Source organism: Parafrankia colletiae (assembly GCF_001854655.1).
Lineage (GTDB): Bacteria > Actinomycetota > Actinomycetes > Frankiales > Frankiaceae > Parafrankia > Parafrankia colletiae.
On sequence record NZ_MBLM01000110.1, the window covers coordinates 127,263 to 145,686 of the forward strand.

Annotated in this window: 15 protein-coding genes; 4 read left to right on the forward strand and 11 right to left on the reverse strand. The window is 71.3% G+C overall.

Translation table 11 applies throughout. The annotated features are described in order from the left end of the window. The first annotated feature begins 32 nt into the window (after positions 1-32). Complete coding sequence (locus CC117_RS14295; protein WP_071084299.1) at positions 33-689, forward strand: TetR/AcrR family transcriptional regulator; 657 nt, start codon at positions 33-35, stop codon at positions 687-689. Between the two features lie 93 nt (positions 690-782). Here CC117_RS14295 and CC117_RS14300 read toward each other — a convergent pair whose 3' ends face one another. From CC117_RS14300 to CC117_RS14340, 9 genes are all read right to left on the reverse strand, one after another. Then, entirely contained in the window at positions 783-1,829 is a 1,047-nt protein-coding gene (locus CC117_RS14300; RefSeq protein ID WP_071084301.1) for an LLM class flavin-dependent oxidoreductase, read from the reverse strand. Continuing rightward, a complete protein-coding gene (locus CC117_RS14305; RefSeq protein ID WP_071084303.1) occupies positions 1,826-3,667 on the reverse strand; it encodes an FAD-dependent monooxygenase in 1,842 nt (613 codons plus the stop codon). The genes CC117_RS14300 and CC117_RS14305 overlap by 4 nt, the downstream gene beginning before the upstream one ends. Next, positions 3,664-5,037: an NtaA/DmoA family FMN-dependent monooxygenase gene (locus tag CC117_RS14310; RefSeq protein ID WP_071084305.1), complete on the reverse strand. Its 1,374-nt coding sequence runs from the start codon at positions 5,035-5,037 to the stop codon at positions 3,664-3,666. The genes CC117_RS14305 and CC117_RS14310 overlap by 4 nt, the downstream gene beginning before the upstream one ends. 22 nt (positions 5,038-5,059) lie before the next feature. Beyond that, positions 5,060-5,929 carry an ABC transporter ATP-binding protein gene (locus CC117_RS39000; protein ID WP_241830096.1) on the reverse strand — a complete coding sequence of 290 codons (870 nt, stop codon included), beginning with the start codon at positions 5,927-5,929 and terminating at the stop codon, positions 5,060-5,062. After that, positions 5,919-6,938, reverse strand: coding sequence for an ABC transporter ATP-binding protein (locus CC117_RS39005; protein ID WP_084132089.1), 1,020 nt, complete (start codon positions 6,936-6,938; stop codon positions 5,919-5,921). The genes CC117_RS39000 and CC117_RS39005 overlap by 11 nt, the downstream gene beginning before the upstream one ends. Next, positions 6,935-7,828: an ABC transporter permease gene (locus CC117_RS14325; protein ID WP_071084309.1), complete on the reverse strand. Its 894-nt coding sequence runs from the start codon at positions 7,826-7,828 to the stop codon at positions 6,935-6,937. The genes CC117_RS39005 and CC117_RS14325 overlap by 4 nt, the downstream gene beginning before the upstream one ends. Before the next feature lies 1 nt (position 7,829). Then, complete coding sequence (locus CC117_RS14330; protein ID WP_071084311.1) at positions 7,830-8,864, reverse strand: ABC transporter permease; 1,035 nt, start codon at positions 8,862-8,864, stop codon at positions 7,830-7,832. 40 nt (positions 8,865-8,904) lie between these two features. Next, the gene (locus CC117_RS14335; protein WP_071084313.1) at positions 8,905-10,458 is read right to left on the reverse strand and encodes an ABC transporter substrate-binding protein; all 1,554 of its coding nucleotides are present in this window, start codon (positions 10,456-10,458) and stop codon (positions 8,905-8,907) included. A gap of 262 nt (positions 10,459-10,720) precedes the next feature. Continuing rightward, a complete protein-coding gene (locus tag CC117_RS14340; RefSeq protein ID WP_071084314.1) occupies positions 10,721-12,163 on the reverse strand; it encodes an LLM class flavin-dependent oxidoreductase in 1,443 nt (480 codons plus the stop codon). 562 nt (positions 12,164-12,725) lie between these two features. Here CC117_RS14340 and CC117_RS14345 point away from each other — a divergent pair. Continuing rightward, positions 12,726-13,622 carry a LysR family transcriptional regulator gene (locus CC117_RS14345; RefSeq protein ID WP_071084316.1) on the forward strand — a complete coding sequence of 299 codons (897 nt, stop codon included), beginning with the start codon at positions 12,726-12,728 and terminating at the stop codon, positions 13,620-13,622. A gap of 222 nt (positions 13,623-13,844) precedes the next feature. On the opposite strand, the gene CC117_RS14350 is transcribed toward CC117_RS14345, so the two are convergent. Then, a complete protein-coding gene (locus CC117_RS14350; RefSeq protein WP_071084318.1) occupies positions 13,845-14,855 on the reverse strand; it encodes a pentapeptide repeat-containing protein in 1,011 nt (336 codons plus the stop codon). A gap of 225 nt (positions 14,856-15,080) precedes the next feature. Here CC117_RS14350 and CC117_RS14355 point away from each other — a divergent pair, with 225 nt between their 5' ends. Together CC117_RS14355 and CC117_RS14360 are read left to right on the forward strand one after the other, a co-directional pair. Next, entirely contained in the window at positions 15,081-16,031 is a 951-nt protein-coding gene (locus tag CC117_RS14355; protein WP_071084320.1) for an SDR family NAD(P)-dependent oxidoreductase, read from the forward strand. A 30-nt stretch (positions 16,032-16,061) separates the two neighbouring features. Continuing rightward, the gene (locus CC117_RS14360; protein WP_071084322.1) at positions 16,062-16,664 is read left to right on the forward strand and encodes a TetR/AcrR family transcriptional regulator; all 603 of its coding nucleotides are present in this window, start codon (positions 16,062-16,064) and stop codon (positions 16,662-16,664) included. Between the two features lie 277 nt (positions 16,665-16,941). On the opposite strand, the gene CC117_RS14365 is transcribed toward CC117_RS14360, so the two are convergent. Beyond that, a complete protein-coding gene (locus tag CC117_RS14365) occupies positions 16,942-18,054 on the reverse strand; it encodes a hypothetical protein (protein ID WP_241830097.1) in 1,113 nt (370 codons plus the stop codon). Positions 18,055-18,424 lie beyond the last annotated feature (370 nt).

Below are 18,424 nucleotides of genomic sequence, written 5' to 3' on the forward strand. Positions count from 1 at the left end.
GCGGCTCCCGCGGCGTGACCCACAATGCGGTTATGGTCAGCCCCCGCCGTACCGGCGCCGAAAGTTCCCGGACCCGCGCGCTCCTGATCCACGTCACCGAGCGCCTGATGCGGCAGGACGGCTACGCCGCGGTGAGCTCGCGGAGCGTCGCGAAGGCGGCCGGGGTCACTCCAGCTCTGATCCATTACTACTTCCCGACCCTGGATGATCTGTTTCTCGCCGTCTTCCGGTACGGCGCGGAGAAGAACCTCGCCCGGCAGGCCCGCGTGTTCACCGAGCCGCAGCCGCTGCGGGCCCTGTGGGAGCTCAGTGTGGAGCCGGCCCGCACCGCGCTGCTCTCCGAGTTCATGGCCCTCGCCAACCACCGCAAGAGCATCCGCGACGAGATCGCCGAGTACTCCCGGCGGTTCCGCCGGCAGCAGGCGGAACTCCTCGCCAGCCGACTGCCGGACTTCGGCACCGGCCCGGACGACATCCCGCCCGCCGCCCTGCTCTTCCTCATCGGCGCCGTCTCGCGCGGCTTCGTCGCCGAGGACCCGCTGGGGCTCACCGACGGCCACGCCGAGACACGCGCGCTGGTGGAGCGCCTCCTGCGCCGCTACGACAGCGGCGCGCTCGCCGCGGACACCGGCGCCCGCGCCGCAGAGGCCAGCACCCTCGAGGACGGCACCGCGGAGGACGGGACGTGAACTTCTGGTCGGCGCGGCTCGGTGACACGCGGTTGGTTCAGGGCAGGTGGCGTGCCGGCCGGCGGCTGGCCATCGGGTCAGACTCCGGCCAGGTCAGACTCCGGCCAGGTCGGAATCGGGCGCCGTCGCGGGGCGCCAGCCCAGGGCGGGCGCGACCTCGGTGGCGAGCAGCTCCAGCGCGCGGATGGCCGCGTCCTGGTCGACCACCGCCGGGTTGAACTGGGCGATCAGGTCGGTGGCCACCGGCAGCACCCGCTCCCGGCGCAGCGCCTCGGTCACCTCCTCCGGGTGTCCGTAGAAGGAGTGGAAGCGGCGTAGCGCCTCGTCGGTGTCGATGCCCGGCGGGAAGGCACCACGCTCGGCGAACCGCTGGGCGGCGGCGAGGACGTCCGGGCCGATCTGGGCCAGCGCGGTGCGGCGGTCCGCGGCCGGAAAGATGAACCGGGACAGCCCGACCCGCGGCGCCCGTGGCTGGTCCCAGGCGGCGAGATAGGCGTCCGCCCAGGGACGCTGCACCTCGTCGGTGGGCTCGTCGTAGCCGTAGGTCGCCCGGTTGAGGAGCAGATTCGAGCGTGACTGGGCGGCGTACCGTGCCCCGGGCCCGCTGAAGACGCCCTGCCAGATCCGGTCGGTGAAGTCATGCGCGGCCGGTTGGATGGTGAAGCCCGCCGCGCCCACCTCCTGGTTCGCCAGTGCCCGGCGCAGCACCGCCAGGCCCTCGCTGGTCAGTTCGCGCCTGCGGGTGATGTCCCGGCCGAAGGCCGCGTACTCCAGCTCGCTGCCGCCGCTGCCGACGCCGATCTCGACCCGGCCACCGCTGAGCGTGTCGACGACCGACACGTCCTCGGCGAGGCGCACCGGGTCCTCCAGCGGAAGGATCGTGATCGCGGTGGCGAGGCGGATCCGATGGGTGCGGGCGGCGGCGTAGGCGAGGAACGTCCACGGGGAGGGCAGGCCGCCCCCGCCGAGCGGCACATGGTGCTGGGCGACCCAGCCGACATCGAAGCCGAGCTCGTCGGCGACGACGAACAGCTCCTGGGCGTTGCGGTAGGCCGCCGTGGCGCCGGCCCGCCCCTGGACGTGGGTGAGGAACCCGAGCCGGAAGCGCGGCCGGCCGCCCCCGGGAGGCACGTCGGTCATGCCTGGACGCCTTTCAACGCCGGCAGAGCGGAGGTGCCCGCGGGGACCGGGAGGGCGGGGGCCGGTACCTCCGGACTCCCGGCACCGAGCACGCGGTCGAGGACGGCGCCAGCGCCGCCGGCGGGAAGCTCACCGCCGCGCCAGGCCACGTGCTGGTCCGGGCGGACGAGTACGTTGTCGGCGCCGTAGAGGGCGCGCACCGACGGGTCGGTGAGGTGCACGACGGTGAACCGCAGCCCGCGAGCGGACGCCTCGGTGGCGAACGCCTCCTCCACCGCGCGGTCCGAACCGAGCGCGAGCAGCGCGAAGGAGCTGCCGATCCGGTCGTAGAGCGTGTCGCCGTAGGGGTCGACGAAGCCGTCCGGCGCGCGATGGCCCGGGCGCGGGTCATCCTCGTAGACGTCCGCCCGCCACGGCGTCTCGGCGTCCAGCTGGCCGGCCTCGTACCAGATCACCGCGGACGCGTCGTAGCGCTCGTCGAACGTCACGCCGGTCGCCTCGAACCGCTCCCGGCCGATGTGGGCGCTGATCTCGGCACGCCGCTCGGCCGCCTGGGCGCTGGTGTCGGCGTCGTCGGGAATGCCGCCCGCCCGCAGCTCGGCCAGCAGGTCCCGGGAGCGCCGTCCGCGCTCCAGCGCGTGGTCGGCGACCCGCCAGTTGTGCGGACGGCGCTCCTGGTCGTACGAGTCCAGCAGCGTGTCGGGCGCCTGGCCGGCGAGCACGGCGGCAAGCTTCCAGCCGAGGTTCACCACGTCACCGAAGCCCTCGCCCAGGTTGCCGCCGGGGGTGCGCACGTGGGCGGCGTCGCCGGCGAGCAGCACCCGGCCGCGGCGGAACGTCCGCGCGATCCGGGTCGCGTCGTGGAAGGTCGTCGCCGAGGCCAGCTCCAGGTCGAGGTCGAACCCGAACGCCGCGCGGGCGACGTCGAGCAGCTCGGCCTCGTCGGGGGTGTGGTCGAGTGGGTACGGCCCGGCGTACACCCGCCATTCGCGGGTGCTGATCGCGGCGAGGAAGCCCGCGGCCTTCTGGTTGAACACGACGTTGGTGCCGCTGGGCGCCGCGCCGACGACGCCGGAGATGTCGCCGGTGCGGACGACGAGGCGCAGCCGCCTGTCGGGGGCGTGCTCGCCTTCGCGATCGATCCCGGCCAGCCGGCGGACGGTGCTGCTCCCGCCGTCCGCGCCGATCACATACCGTGCCCGGACGTCGATCCGCCGGGTGTCACTGTTCGTGACCGCGCCGTTGACCGTCCCACCGCCTGCCGCGCTGCCATCCGCCGGAGTGTTGGGCGGCCGCGGGCCGACCGCCGCCAGGCTGGCGGCGACATGATCGGCGCGTTCGTGCAGCTCGTCCAGCTGCCAGCCGCCGCTCACGGACACGCCGCGCTCCGCCAGATGGGTGAGGAAGACCTGCTGGAGGGCTGTCTGCGGGCGGCGCAACGCCTCCTGCGAGGAGTGCCGTCCGGTACCCGGGCCGGTGAAGGACACACCGCGGGCCTGGCCCAGCTCATGGCCGACGAGCGAGGTGACCAGCCGGATGCCCCGGTTCCACTCTGGCGGGAAGGTCCACTCCTCCCGGATCCGCTGCAGCAGGCCCCAGCGGCGGAAGTGCTCCACCACCCGCGGGGTGTGGCCCATCGCGCCGGCCCGTACCAGGGTGGCGGTGTGGGCGCGGTCCACGACCGCGACCCGGGCGCCGTGGGCGGTGAGCTCGACCGCGGCCGACAGCCCGACCGGGCCGGCGCCGACGATCAGCACGTCGACCTCGGCCGGCGGCGTGGTCAGCGGAAACCGCACGGTGTGGACGTCCCGGCCGCCCGTCGCCGCGACGGTGGTCATACCGTGCCCTCCGTGCCGGCGACGGCCGCCTCCCGGTCCGCGGTTTCCCGCGCCAGGGTGTGGCGGTTGACGGGGAACGGCAGGCCGAGGTTCTCGCGCAGGGTGTCGCCCTCGTACTCGGTGCGGAACAGGCCGCGCTTCTGCAGGAGCGGGACGACGTCGGCGACGAAGCGATCGAGGTCGTCGAGAGTACGGAAGCGCAGGTTGAGGCCATCGGTGGCAGCGGCCTGGAACCAGTGCTCGATGGTGTCGACGACGGTGTCGGGCGCGCCGGTGAACGGGGACGGGCGGTACTCGGTGACGGTCTCGACCACCTGCCGCAGGGTCTGCCCGGACTCCCGGGCCCGCTGGACGAGCTTCAGGCCGTGGGTACGTCCGCCCTTCTCCGCCAGGTGCGCGACATCAGGGAACGGCGCGTCGAGGTCGTGCTGGCCGAAGTCGTACGCGCCGAACGCGCGGCCGAGGAAGGCGAGCTTGCGGTCGAAGTCGTTGTCGGCGTCGAAGATCTCGCGGGAGATCCGGTGCGCCTCGGCATCGGTACCGCCGACGACGGGGCTCGCGCCGACGAAGATCACCACGTGGTCGGGCTCGCGACCGAGCGCCGCCGCGCGGGCCTTGACGTCGCGGAAGTAGGCCTGGGCCTGCTCCAGTGACTCGCCGGGGGCGTAGATCCCCTCCGCGACCCGAGCGGCCAGGTCTCGGCCCTCCTCGGAGACACCTGCCTGGAAGATCACCGGCTGCCCCTGCGGGGACCGCGACAGGTTCAGCGGGCCGGCCACCCTGAAGTGCTCGCCGACGTGGTTCAGGGCGTGCAGCCGGGTCGGGTCGAGGAAGAGGTTCCGCTCGACGTCGGCCGGGAAGGCATCGTCCTCGTAGGAGTCCCACAGCCCGCGGACCACCTGCACCGACTCCAGGGCACGCCCGTAGCGGGTGGCGTAGTCGAGGTGCTCGTCCAGGCCGTAGTTGCGGGACGTCTGGGTGTCGAAGCTGGTGACGACATTCCAGCCGGCGCGCCCGCCACTGATCTGGTCCAGCGAGGCGAAGCGCCGGGCGAGGTTGAACGGCGAGTTGTAGGTCGAGCTGGCCGTGGCGACCAGACCGAGCGACCGGGTGTGCGTCGCCACCGCCGACAGCAGGGTCAGCGGTTCGAGCCGGTTCAGGTAGTGCGCCGGGTAACCGGCGTTGATGAACTGGCTGTCGACGATGAAGTACGCGTCGAAGAGCGCCTGCTCGGCGGTCTTCGCCTGCCGGATGTAGTAGTCGATGTCGATGCTGGCGTTCGCCGGGACGCGCGGGTCCTTCCACAGGCCGTGCTGCCCGGGGCCACCGACGCCGTAGGCGCTCAGGGCGAGGTGGAGTGTGCGGCTCATCTGGTTTCCTTTCCGGCAGGTGTCAGCGCGCCGGTGCGAGGTCGGCTTCCGTCCGTGCGTGCAGCAGGGCGCGCAGTGCCTCGCGCTCGGCCCGGCTGGCCGAGGCGGAGCGCAGCGTGGGTGCCGAGCCGACGAGCAGGCGGGTGTAGGGGTGGCCCGGGGCCTTGATGATCGTGCGTGCGGGGCCCACCTCGACGATCTCGCCCTGGTAGAGCACGGCGATCCGGTCGGCGACGCCGACGACGGAGCCGAGGTCGTGGGAGATGAAGACGAGCGAGACCCCGGCGTCCCGCAGCTCCTTGAGGATCTCCAGTACGCCCACCCGGTTGGCGGAGTCGAGCGCACTGACCGGCTCGTCCAGAATGATCAGGCTGGGCTCGGAGACCAGCGCCCGCGCCACGGCGACTCGCTGGCGCTGGCCGCCGGAGAGCTCCCCGGGCAGCCTGCCGAGCAGGTCGTCCGCCAGGCGCACCCGGGCCAGGTAGGCACGGCCGCGGGCAGCCGCCTCCGCGCGGGGCACGCCCTGGATCAGCAGTGGCTCGATCAGCGACTCCTCGACCGTCAGATCCGGGTCGAGGCTGCGCAGCGGGTCCTGAAAGACGTACTGGACGACACCGCGCCGGCGCAGCGCCCGCCACTGCTGCGAGGAGTAGCCGGTCACCTCCTCCCCCGCGATGGTGATCCGTCCGCTGGTGGCCCGGACCAGGCCGAGCACCGCCCGGGCCAGGGTCGACTTGCCCGAGCCGGTCTCCCCGATCACGCCGACGGTCTCGCCGCGGTTCACCGTCAGGGAGACGCCGTGCAGCGCCCGGCGCCGCCTGCGCCGCAGGCCGTAGTGCACCTCCAGGTCTGCGACGTCGAGCACCGGCCGGCTGTCGTCGTCATCGGACACCGTCGAGCACCTTCCGATCCGGCGACTTCCGCCGCACCGGCAACGCCGGCCACTCGGGGGAATCCGGCAGGTCCGGAGACTCCCCCGCGACGGCGGTCGCGGCCGGCCCGTCCAGGTACCGTTCCAGCCCGTACTGCTCGTGCTCGGTGATGAGCAGCCTGGTGTACTCGTGCCGCGGGTGGTACAGGACGTCCTCGGTCGGCCCGTGCTCCACCACCTCGCCCTGACGCATCACCAGGACCTCGTCACACAGCTGCGCGACGACCGCGAGGTCGTGCGAGACGACGACGAGCGTGAGCCCGATGCGCTCCCGCAGGTCGGCCAGCAGGTCGAGGATCTCCGCCTGCACCGTCACGTCGAGGGCGGTGGTCGCCTCGTCGGCGATCAGGACCTGCGGGTCGGCGGCGATCGCCGTGGCGATCAGGACCCGCTGCAGCATCCCGCCGGACAGTTCGAAGACGTACTGGTCGTAGACCAGCTCGGGGTCGCGCAGGCGCACCGCCGCCAGCAGCTCGATCGCCCGGTGCCGCGCCGCCCGCCGGCCCAGGCCCAGCTTGGCCCTCAGGACCTCGGTGATCTGCGGCCCGACCTTGATGGACGGGTTGAGATAGGAGGCGGGATCCTGGAAGACCGCGCTGATCGTCGACGCACGCAGGTCCGTCCATTCCCGCTCGGTCAGGCCGCCGATGTCCCGGCCGGCGATCTGGACCGAACCGGCGGAAACGACGAGGTGGTCGGGCAGGATGCCGAGCACCGCCCGGCAGGTCAGCGTCTTGCCGCTGCCCGACTCCCCGACGATGCCGATCGCCTGGCCGGGCCGCAGCTCGAACGAGACGCCGTGCACGATCTCGCGGTCGTTGACCTCGTCGCGGATCCGGACGTCCCGGACCGCCAGCACGACCGCGGCCGCCGCGGGGCCGGCGTCCGCCGGTACGACGGAGTTCGTCGGCACGACCGTGTCCGTCGGCACGACCACGTCTGCCGGGTTGTCGGGAAGGGTCCCTGTCATCGGGTGGTACCTCCGGCGGTGAGCGGTTCGGGGCTGTCGAGGCGGCGGGCATGGGCCCGGCGGCTGTTGACCAGGGTCCGGCCGGCCTCGCCGGAGACGTCCCGGATCGCGTCGGCCAGCAGGTTGCTTCCCCAGACCGTCGCCATGATCAGGGCGGCCGGCACCACCGGTGCCCACGGCTGGTACGCCAGGTAGCCCAGGTCGGAGGCGAGCAGGCCACCCCAGGTCGGTTCCGGCGGCTGCACGCCGATGCCCAGGAAGGTCAGGCTGGAGACGACGATGAACCCGGTGCCGATGGTCTGGGCGAGTGCCACCGCGATCGGCGGCAGCACCTTGCCCCACACATGGCGGCGCACGAGCCAGCCGACCGAACCTCCGGAGATCAGCGCCGCCTCCACGTACTGCGACCGGGCGACGGCGAGCGTCGCCGCCCGTGACACCCGGAAGAACAGCGGCGAGACGAGCACGCCGACGACGAGCATCGCCTGGGAGATCCCGTTGCCGAGCAGCGCGGTGACGGCCACGGCGAACACAAGGAACGGCAGGGCGATGAGAGTGTCGGCGGCCCGCAGGGTCAGCCATTCGAACGCGCGGCCCAGATACACCGACAGGATGCCGGGGACCGCACCTGCCACCAGGCCGATCAGCGCGACCTGCACGGCACCGAGCACGCTGGTGCGCGACCCGTCGAGCAGCCGGCTGAACACGTCCCGGCCCAGGTAGTCGGTGCCGAGCCAGTGTGCCCAGGACGGCCCGGCGAGGGTCTCCGGGCGGGTCAGGAACGGATCCTGCGGGGCGAGGACCGGGCCGAGGATCGCCAGCAGCGCGATCGCGGACAGGATCCCCACGGCGACCCGCCCGGCCCGCAGGCCGAGAATGCGACGGACCATCTCACACGCCCCTCTGCGAGGCCGGCGTGACCCGTGCCAGGGCCACGTTGACGATCAGGTTGAAAGTGACGACCAGGACGATCGAGACGACCAGCACGCCCTGGACGGCGGGCACGTCGCCGGCCTGCGCCGAGTCGTTGGCGAACCGCCCGAACCCCTGCAGGCCGAAGATCCACTCGGTGACGACGGCGCCGCCGATGAGGGTGGGGAACTTCAGGCCGAGGACCGCGAGCGCCGGCCCGGTGCCGTTGCGCAGTACGTGCCGGAAGAAGATCCGCCGTGGGCTGAGCCCGCGCACCTTCGCGCCGATCACGTAGTTCTCCTGGTAGGCGGCGATGAGGCCGGTCCGGAGCTGCCGCGCGACGTCCGCGATGGTGTCGAAGCTGAGCGCCAGCGCGGGCAGCAGGATGTGGGACAGCCACGGCCAGGCCCCCGCGGCCGCCGGCACGTAGCCGGCGGCCGGGAGCCAGCCCAGGCCCACCGCGAAGACCGCCACCAGGACGATGCCGACCACGAACGGCGGCGTGACCGCCATGAAGGTGGTGAAGCCGGTGATCGCCCGGTCGACCCAGGTGGTGCGGCGCAGCGCGGCCAGCGTGCCCAACCCGAAGCCGCCGACCACGCCGATGACCAGGGCCAGTGCCGCCACCGACAGGCTGACAGCCAGGCCGTTGCCGATCAGCTCGTCGATGTCGGCGCCGTTCGACCAGCTGGAGCCCAGGTCGCCGCGCAGGATGTTCTCGAACCACGTCCAGTACTGGGCGAGGAAGGGGCGGTCGAGGCCCCACTCGTGCTCGATGYGGGCGACCGCCTCCGGGGTGGCGTTCTCGCCGAGCTGCATCTGTGCCGGGCTGAGTCCGCTGATCGCCCGCAGCGCGAAGGTCAGGAACGTCGCCACCAGGAAGACGGGGACGAAGATCGCGGCTGAGCGGGCGAGGGTGACCAGGACGCGGACGGCTGCCCGCCGCGCCCTGGTCGCGGCGACCCGTCCACGTCGGTCGGACACGACCAGGGTGTCAGCCGTGCTCACCGTCATGGGGTTGCCTCCTCTCGTTCGGGCGGGACGGCGACTGCGGTCAGTCGCCGAAGGTGACGCCCGTCCACTCGACGTGACCGGGGTTGGCGGGCAGGTCGGAGATCGCCGTGTTCTTGGCGTAGAGGTTCGGCTGGGAGTGGGTGAAGACCAGCGCCTTGCTCTCCAGCCCGGCGCGGGTGGCCGCCTGCAGGACCTGCGGGTAGTCCGGCGCGTCCAGCGGCGTCTCGCGGACCTTGGCGATCGCCGCCTCGAAGCCCTCCGGCTCGTACGGGGAGCTGAGGTTCAGCGGCCCGTCCGGCCCGAAGTGCGCGGTGAGGGTCTGTGCCGCGGAGTCACGCCCGGTCGTGCCGTACAGCGAGATCGTCAGGTCCTTGGCGAAGAACGGCGTCGTCCAGTTCTTGTCAATCTTGATGTCGAGGGTGATGCCGACCGCGCCGAGCTGGGACTGCACGATCTCCGCGGCCGGGCTCTCGGAGGGGATGACCAGCTCCAGCTTGATCTCACCGGGCTCGTAGCCGGCCTCGCTCAGCAGGCGCCTGGCCTTCGCGGCGTCGTGGGGGTACGGGTCCTTCGACTGCGGGTCGAAGGCGATGTAGCCCTCGGGGAACGGCTGGCTCGTCGCCGAGCCATAGCCAAAGGTGATCTTGTCGACGAACTCCTGGCGGTTGACCGCGTGCCGGACGGCGTCGACGACCTTCGGGTTGTCGAACGGCGGCTTGTTGATGTTCAGGCTGATGTTGGAGGCGTTGAAGCCGGGCTGCACGAAGACGTCGAGGCCGGCGGCCTTCGCGGCCTTGGCCTGGCTCGGCAGGATGTCGGCGAAGTTGTAGACGCCGGTCTGCAGGCCCGAGACGACGGTCGCCGGGTCCGGCGCCGAGACGAGTTCGACCCGGTCGATGTGGATGTTCGCCGCGTCCCAGTACCTGTCGTTCTTCTTCAGGACGGCCTTCGTGCCGGGGATCAGCTGCTCGACGATGAACGGGCCGGCGCCGACCGGGTTCTGGTCGAGCTTCGCCGGGTCGGCGGCGGCCTGCGGGCTTGCGACCTGCAGCACCCGCTGGCCGAGCAGCAGCGGGATCTGGTGGTCGACCTGGGTGAGATGGACGACGACGTCGAGGTCGCCGCTGGTCGTCACCGACTCGATCGAGGTGAGGTCCCCGAACAGGGCCGAGTCCTTCTGCGTCTTGGCCCGCTCGATCGCCTTCCTCACCGCGTCCGCGTTGACCGGGGCACCGTCACTGAACGTGATGTTCGGCCGCAGGTGGAAGGTCACCTCGTCACCGGCGTCGTTGTAATCCCAGCTCTCGGCCAGGTCGGGAACCGCGTTGCCCTTCGTGTCGGTGCGGGTCAGGGACGCGTAGACCAGCGCGAGCTGGCGGAACTGGGCGCCGCTGCCGGAGACCACCGGKTCCCAGTGGGTCGGGAAGTAGGAGGACGCCCACTTCAGCGTGGCCGAGCCACCGGCCCCGGCTGCGGTGCTGGTCCCGCCGCTGCCGCAGGCACCCAGAAGCAGGGCCGCGAGCGCCGTCAGGGCCCCGAGGATCACACCACCTCTGCGGCGGTGCGTGGATACCAGGTGTCGCTCCGAGGTCATGGTTCTCTTTCTTTGTTCAGGCTCCGGCAGGGGAGGACCGTGGTTCGTGGAAGATCGCGACGGCCACCCGCGGGCGAGCCGGGGCATCAGGAGACAGGCAGGGACCGGGACAGGGGCAAGAGGCAGGCGCCAACCAGACGGACAGGGCTGAGCAGGCGGACAGGGCTCAAGGAGGCCGGCGGGGCACCGAAGGGGCGGGCTCGTAGGCGGGTGGCCGCCTCAGCGGCAGGCGGGCTCAGCGGCAGGCGGGCTCATGGCGGACTCAGGAGACGAGCGTCGACTCCGCCGGCCCGGAGGCGGGCGCCGCGGCGGGTGCGTCCGCGAATCCGGCCTCGACCTCCGGGGGCGCGGCACCGTCGATCCCTGTGGGCTGGGACTGGTGCCGGGCCGCGGTGTGCCGGTTCTCCGGCACGCGCAGGCCGAGGTTGCCGCGCAGCGTCGTCGACTCGTACTCGGTGCGGGCGACACCGCGCTCCCGCAGGATCGGCAGCACCTGCTCGGTGAAGCGGGCGAACTCGCTCGGCACCGTCACCATGATGTTGATGCCGTCGAAGCCGCCGGCCTCGAACCAGCGCTGGATCTCGTTCGCGACGGTGAGCGGCGAGCCGACGAACGGCGAGCGGAACGCCCGGAGCTGGTGTTCGACGACCTGGCGCAGGGTCAGGTTGTTCTCCCGCGCAAGCTTCTTGATCCCCTCCGCCTGGGTCCGGAAGCTGAGCGCGCCGGCGTCGCCGACCTCCGGGAACGGGGCGTCAAGGTCGTACTGCGAGAAGTCGTGCCAGCCGAAGGGACGCCCGAGCTCCGCGAGCGCGCGGGCGAAGCTCTTCGCCCCCAACGTCGCTTCCTCCCTGGCCCGGGCCTCCTCGTCGGTGTCAGCGATGATCGGGAAGATGCCCGGGATGATCAGCACCTGCTCGGGGTCGCGGCCCTTGGCCGCCGCCCGCGCCCGCAGCTCGGTGCGGAAGGCCTGCGCCTGTTCCAGCGTCTGGGCATGGGTGAAGATCGCGTCGGCGATGCTCGCGCCGAGGTCCCGGCCCTCCTCGGAGTCGCCGGCCTGGAAGATGACCGGCTGGCCCTGCGGGGTCCGCTCCAGGTTGAGCGGCCCGACCACCGAGAAGTACTCACCGATGTGGTTCAGCGGGTGCTGACGGCTGCGGTCGAAGAAGACCCCGCGCTCCTTGTCGCGGGGGAAGGCATCAGCCTCGTAGGAGTCCCACAGGCCCTGCGCGATCCGCACATGCTCGAGGGCACGGCCGTACCGGGTCGTGTAGTCGTAATGCTCGTCGCGGCTGTAGTTGCCCGCCGTTCCGGCGTCGCCGCTGGTCACGACGTTCCAGCCGGCCCGCCCGCCGCTGATGTGGTCGAGCGAGGCCAACCGCCGGGCGACGTTGAACGGCTCGTTGTAGGACGTCGTGATCGTTCCCACCAGCCCGATGTGGCTGGTGTGCACCGCGACCGCGGACAGCAGCGTCAGTGGCTCCAGCCGGCTCAGGTAGTGGTTCGGTGAGTCCGCGGTGATGAACTGGCTGTCCACGATGAAGATGTGGTCGAACTTCGCGGCCTCCGCCTCCTGGGCGCGGGCGATGTACCAGCGGACGTCCACGCTGGCGTTGCCCGGGATCTCCGGGCTGAGCCAGGTGTTGTGCTGCCCGGGGCCGCCGACTCCGATGAGGACGGCCCCGAGCTTCAGCGTGCGAGTGGACATTCGGTGGAACCTTCCTGGTGGTTGGGCCGCGAGCACACGGGAGCTCCGCCGGCGTCCGCGCGGTCGGACTGCGGACGTCCAGCTGGGATCGGACGGTCGGGACCGCCGGCGCGGACCGGCCGGCCTGCCGGTCCGCCGGGTCGACACCATTGCGGCGACGGGCGTGCGGTGGGGTGGGGTGGGAAGCGAGAGCCCTGCACCTCGCGCGGCCGCTGACCTGATCACCGGCCGCGCGGCCGGTGATCAGGTCAGCGGCGGTGCGGTACGACGAACGTCCCGCGCCTGCGGGCACGGCGACGCGTCAGGAGACGGCGGAGCAGAACAAGGGCAGCGCAGGTCGGTGACCCGGTTCGGGTCAGCTACAGCGGGCTGCCTGGCTACGCGCAAGGTCAAGCCAGCGACAACACGTGAGCAGCACGGTGGTCAACTGGGTCATGGCGATGAGCATGCTTTGCCCAGGGCCAGATGTCCAACAATGGTTCGTAATGGCGATCTATCGCGGGCTGTGATTATTTCCCACTTTCCCGATGAACATGGTACGTTTCCGAGTACTCTGGCTGGCATGAGACGGACGTTGGACATCGCACCGCTGCGCAGCTTCGTCGCTGTCGCAGACTGCGGCGGTTTCCAGCGCGCCGCGCTGTCGCTGCACCTCAGCCAGGCGGCGGTGAGCCAGCACGTGCGCCGCCTCGAGGCCGCGACCGGCCGGGTCCTCGTCGAGCGCCAGGGCCGCGGCTCCTGCCTCACCCGTGACGGCGAACATCTGCTCGCACAGGCCCGGCGGATCCTCAGCCTGCACGACGAGACCCTGCACAACTTCGGCCTGGAGGCCGAGGAGACAGTGCTCATCGGGTCCACCGAGCACGGCGCCGCCCAGCTGCTGCCGTTCCTCGCCACCGCGCTGGAGCAGTCGCTGCCCCACCACCGCGTCCGGTTCCGCATCGACCGGGGCACCTCGCTGCGCGAAGGGCTCGACGCCGGGCGGATCGATCTGGCGCTGCTTCTCGGCCCGGCCGACGACCTCCGGGCGCACCCGGTCGGAGAGCTGGAGCTGACCTGGTACTCCGCCCCCACCTGGCGGCGTCCCGCCGCGGCGCAACCGATCCCGGTGGTGGCCTTCGACCAGCCCTGCGCGCTGCGCACCCGGGCGCTGGAAACGCTGTCGTTCCACGCGATCCCCGCGGTGATCGGCGCGGAGGCCATCCAGCTGGCCGGGGTGCAGGCCGCGGTCGGCGCCGGCCTCGGCATCGCACTGATGGCCACCCTCGGCCAGACCCCCGAAGGCCTCGTCGCCCGCCACGACCTTCCCGAGCCCACGCCCCTCCCGCTGGCGGTCTGGGCCCGGCACGGCCTGCCCGGGCAGGTCTCGCAACAGGTCGCCGACGCACTGCGGGATGTCCTCGCACACCCGGGCGGCGAGCCTGCCATCGCGGATCTCGAACTCGCCCAGGGCGCCTGACCCCAGCCCACGCGCTGCGGCGGGCTCCCCGAGCAGGCGGCGGCGAGCCGAAGGCCCCCGCCGGCCGGCCACACCACACCACACCACAGCGGAGCAGAGCATCCGTCCGTCGTTGACAGGATTACTGCTGCCTGCGGGATTTCAAGATCATCTAACTCGCGGCCAGCCGTCAACGTCGTTGACTATCTTTACGCGAGTGGCGCAACGCGGGATCCGATGGCGTCATCCCCCTGTCACCCAGGACGCCGGGCGCCTCAGCCCCGGTGGCAGCTGCGTCTGCCCATCTCCCCAGGCGACATCCACCTGCCACTGTGACAACCCGAGCGCATCCAGAAGGTTCGCTCGGTGCAGAACAGCGTTGGCGAGATTCGCCCCGCCCAGCTCGGCACCGGCGAGGTTGACTCCCTCCAGCCAGGCGCTGGTGAGATCGGCCCCGACCAGCCGGGCACAGCTGAGGTCCGCCACGCTCAAACCAGCATGGGCGAGGTTCGCCCCGTCCAGTCGGGCGTAGGCGAGGTTCGCCCCGAACAGCCGGGCGGACGTCAGATCAGCCCCCTCCAGCTGAGCAAAGGCGAGATTCGCTCCCTCCAGCCGGGCGAACGTCAGATCCGCGCCGACCAACTGGGCATGCGCGAGGTTCCCGTCGACGGCCTGGAGGCGATGCAGGGCGGCGGGGCCGGTCAGGTCAGCCCCCAGCAGATCCGACCGGGGCACACCAGCGAGACCGGGCAGGCGGGCCAGCACGGTCACCGCCGCATGCACGTCAACCGCCGCACGCACCGGCGAGGCCGGGTCAGGGGAGGCAGGCCGCAGGTCGGGATCGGCGCTGCGGTCGCGCGCGAACGCGGACAGGACCTCCACGACGGTCCGCTGGTCCGCGGGCGAGTCGACGGCTATGCGCTCAAGCGCGTAGATCCCGGCCAGCCGGATTCCGCGCTCATGATCATTGAGGAGCTTCACGGCCTCCACATAGAGCTCTCGGACGTGCGTGTTCGCGTTCGCCCGCCGCGTCTCGTCCAGGGCGATCAGACCACCGGCGACCGCCGTCAACGCGGCGGCCGCGGTCAGCAGTCCACTCTGCAGGGCCGCCCGCGCCGCCTGGTCGGTGTACATCCGATCCGGCAGGTGCCAGATCCCCACCACCGCCGCCACCGCCCCCAGAGCGGCGATCCCCGCCACGATCCACAGCCAGCGCCGCCCGCTCCGCCGGCGTGCGCCCCCCATGTCAGCCATGGGCCTGGTTGTACGCCACCGCGACCCTTGGAGCGCACACCGTCATCCATCAGCGGACCGTCGCCGTCACCGCGAGACTCTGTCGATCCCGCCGTCGCCCGCGAGGGGGCCAGATCGGCCCGCGCCAGTCGACCGGGCCGCCTTCCGCACCGCGCCCGTGCCCGTGCCCGCGCCAACTAGAGAATCTTTCTAGAAAAACTTTCTAGTTCTTGCTACGGTCGCCGGGTGGACGACACCGAGCGCGGCACCGGGAGTGCTCGTGACGACGACCCGGCGACGGCAGTAGTCACCGGCGGTAATCGCGGCATCGGCCAGGCGGTGGCCGAGCAGCTCGCCCGGGCGGGGGTGCGCGTCGCCCTCGTCGCCCGCGACCCGCTGCGCGGCGAACGGGCACGGGCCCGGCTCGACGCCACCCGAGGACCGCGGGCACCGCACGTCGAGCTGGTCACCGGCGACCTGTCGGACATCGCCGGGGTACGCGCCACCGCCGCGAAGCTGCTGGACGTCTGCCCGCAGCTCGACATCCTCGTCCACAACGCCGGCATCTGGCCCGCCGCACGCACCCTGAACGCCGACGGGCTGGAGCAGGCGTTCGCCACCAACCACCTGGCTCCCTTCCTGCTCAACCATCTGCTGGAGGACCGGCTCGCCGCCAGCAGCGCCCGGGTCGTGCAGGTCACCGCCGGCCTGTACGGCAAGGCACGGATCGACCTGGAGCGGACGCCGCGCGGCGACGACTTCCACCCGATCCGCACCTACGCGAACACCAAGGCGGCGAACCTGGCACTGGTCCCGCTGTTCGCCCGCCGTTGGGCGGACGCCGGCACCGGCATCCGCGTCAATGCCGTGCACCCGGGAGTCATCCGCACCGGCCTCGGCGACCGGCGGGGGCCGCTCGGGCTCGCTCTGAAGGCGGTGAAGCGGTTCTGGACGCCCGTCGAGCAGGGGGCGCCTCCGGTCATCCGGCTGGCGCTCGCCCCCGAACTCGACGGCGTGACCGGGCGATACTTCGAGATCGAGAAGGCGGCCCCGCTCCACGGCCCCGTCGACGACCCCGACCTGGCCAGGCTGCTGTGGACACAGGCCGCGAACCTGACCGGCGTCGGCAGCCGCCCACCGACCCACCCCCTGACCCTCCCGCCGGCCGACACCGTGGCCCACCCACCGGGCCGGTGAGATCATCGCGGTCATGCTCCCCGGACAGCGATGACCCCCCGACAGCAACGCGGCGCGGACACCGTCGAGCGACTCCTCACCGCCGCGCTTGACGTGTACGCCGACCGCGGCCCGGACGGCTTCACCGTCACCGCCGTCACAGCGGCCAGCGGCACCAGTCTCGGGAGCCTCTACCACCATTTCGGCACCTTCGACGGCCTGGCCGCCGCGTTGTACGGCCGCTGCATGGACCGGCTGCTCGACCGCCTGGTGCACGCCGTGGAGCAGACGGACGGCGCCGCGGCAGGCATCCGCGCCGCGGTGACCGCCTACCTCCAGTTCGTGGGCGAGGAACCGGCAGCCGCCCGGGTGATCCACCTCTCCGGATTCGCGCCGCGGACGCCCGAACAGGCCGAGCGTTTCGCGGGCGGCAAAGCCCCGCGCATCAGCCGCCTGCTGGCCTGGCTACGCCCGCACACCCGGTCCGGCCAGATCGTGGACGTGCCGGACCTGCTGATCGAGATGCTGCTGATCGGCCCCCCGGCCGAGCTCGCGCGCCGCTGGCTGGCCGGCGCCGCCGATATCGACCTCGTCGCAGCGGCCGACATCCTGCCCGAGCGTGTCTGGCAGTCGCTGCGCGGCACGGACCGCTGAACCGCTTCCCGCTGGTCGCCTTCGACCGCCTCGGCGGGTCCGGCCGAGCACCACTGCGCGGCGCCGCGCGGTCGCGGACCATGGCGATATCCGGGGCCGCGGGGCGAGCCGAGCGAGGACCGGTTCGACGAAGCCGCTACCGGGTGGGTCTGTGTTACCGGTCCTCGCCGGTCTCGCGACCGCGGTCGTGAGGTCGGCCTGTCGCGGCGCTTCCGTCAGCGCCGGCTACCTGGCCTTGTCGGGCTTCCTCGCCGCGCCGCCCGCGGAGCGCCGACCGTCACTGGACAATGGAGGCGATACAGGCCACAACACCGCCTCTGGGCGCGTTGACATTCGCGGCGAGCCGGTAGTTCCTCTCGGTGTAGGAAACGGAGACCTGCCGCTTCCCGTAGAAGTCCTTGTAGATCTTCTCGATGTCCTCGCCCTCGGTGACGAAGCCTATGTACGTTCCGTTGTCCTCGAAATACGGGACAGCGAAGAGATGCGCGAAGCGGATCTTCGGAGAACTGAAGATCATGACTCCTTCGGCACCGCGCATCCCGAAGTTCCGGTCGGCGAAGTAGATTCCGGCGAACACGAGGTTCTCAGGATCGTTCGGCCCGAAGTTGATGCGGGCCCTGATCTGCACCTTCGGTGAGATCAGCCCGCCCTCGTTGTCCTGCATGAAGGAGGCCATGTGCCCGAAGGCCAGATACAGGTCGCCGGCCTTCTTCCCGTCCACCCCCTTCTCCCAGTCCTTGACGACGAAGTGCTCGTCGGTGTCGTTGATGACCATTCCGAGGATCTTCTTCGGATTTTCGAGGAACAGGTAGAGCAGGAATCCGACGAGGACCACGACGACGGCACCGATCGCGGTCTTGAGGCCGATGCTGGTGATACCGGTGCGGATTGCGGTGAGCAGGGCCTGCCCGGCGCGCAATGCCTTGATCGTCTCGACCGCCATCGGCACGCCTACGCTGACCAGGCCGCCAGACACCAGTTCGATCGCGAGCTGGCCCGGGGTCTTGGCGTTCTGCATGTTCTCGAAGCGCTTCGTGAGCGAGCTGAGGTACAGCCTTACGTCGTCACCCCGCAGACCCATGACGAAGTTCGCATCGCTGCGCGTCATCGAGAGGTTCGGCTCGATGTCGACCTCGGTGTCCAGCATCCTCTCGAGAGCGGTGTCCTCGTCGAAGTCGGTGGCTACGAGGCCCGTCGCGCCGGAGCCCGGCCGGCCCACCTCCTCCAGGAGCGCCTCCAGGAGCCGGACCCGCGCAATCCGGGCCTTCTTCCTTTCACTCAGTGCGTCATTCGCGAAGATCGCTCGCAGGTCGACCCCGTGCCGCTCTTTGATCGACTCCATGATCTGCTCGGCGAACAGCCTGTCACTCAGGTGTGAGTACGTCGACACAAGTTCCACCAGACACCCCCGAATTATTCATGCCCGAGTATTTACGAAGACGTGACGGACTCCGCCGCCATGCCACCCGGGAGGGAGGCGACGACGAAGGATCCGCTGGAGAGAACGAAACAGACGAACGCCGGAGAACCACCCGCGGAGTGTGATCTCCGAAATTTCTGAACCGACGTGCGACAGGAGTCGCCGTCACCTACATGGTCCTTATACGTCGACCAGCAGAGCGAGCCTAACGGCGGCGCGAACCGCTCGTCCAGCCAGAACGAAAGGCGCTGACCTATGCGCACAAGGCCGCCGTTCGGTGGYAGCAACAAACCGCGCTGACGGCTGTGGCTGCCATCGAAGCCAGGGGCAGCTGAAGGTC

Bases quoted from the DNA above. Each gene is read 5' to 3' on its own strand.
- CC117_RS39005 (WP_084132089.1), bottom strand. From the start codon at position 6,938: ATGACAGGGACCCTTCCCGACAACCCGGCAGACGTGGTCGTGCCGACG.
- CC117_RS14305 (WP_071084303.1), bottom strand. From the start codon at position 3,667: ATGACCACCGTCGCGGCGACGGGCGGCCGGGACGTCCACACCGTGCGG.
- CC117_RS14295 (WP_071084299.1), top strand. From the start codon at position 33: ATGGTCAGCCCCCGCCGTACCGGCGCCGAAAGTTCCCGGACCCGCGCG.
- CC117_RS14350 (WP_071084318.1), bottom strand. From the start codon at position 14,855: ATGGCTGACATGGGGGGCGCACGCCGGCGGAGCGGGCGGCGCTGGCTG.
- CC117_RS14340 (WP_071084314.1), bottom strand. From the start codon at position 12,163: ATGTCCACTCGCACGCTGAAGCTCGGGGCCGTCCTCATCGGAGTCGGC.
- CC117_RS14360 (WP_071084322.1), top strand. From the start codon at position 16,062: ATGACCCCCCGACAGCAACGCGGCGCGGACACCGTCGAGCGACTCCTC.
- CC117_RS14345 (WP_071084316.1), top strand. From the start codon at position 12,726: ATGAGACGGACGTTGGACATCGCACCGCTGCGCAGCTTCGTCGCTGTC.
- CC117_RS14310 (WP_071084305.1), bottom strand. From the start codon at position 5,037: ATGAGCCGCACACTCCACCTCGCCCTGAGCGCCTACGGCGTCGGTGGC.
- CC117_RS14325 (WP_071084309.1), bottom strand. From the start codon at position 7,828: ATGGTCCGTCGCATTCTCGGCCTGCGGGCCGGGCGGGTCGCCGTGGGG.
- CC117_RS14300 (WP_071084301.1), bottom strand. From the start codon at position 1,829: ATGACCGACGTGCCTCCCGGGGGCGGCCGGCCGCGCTTCCGGCTCGGG.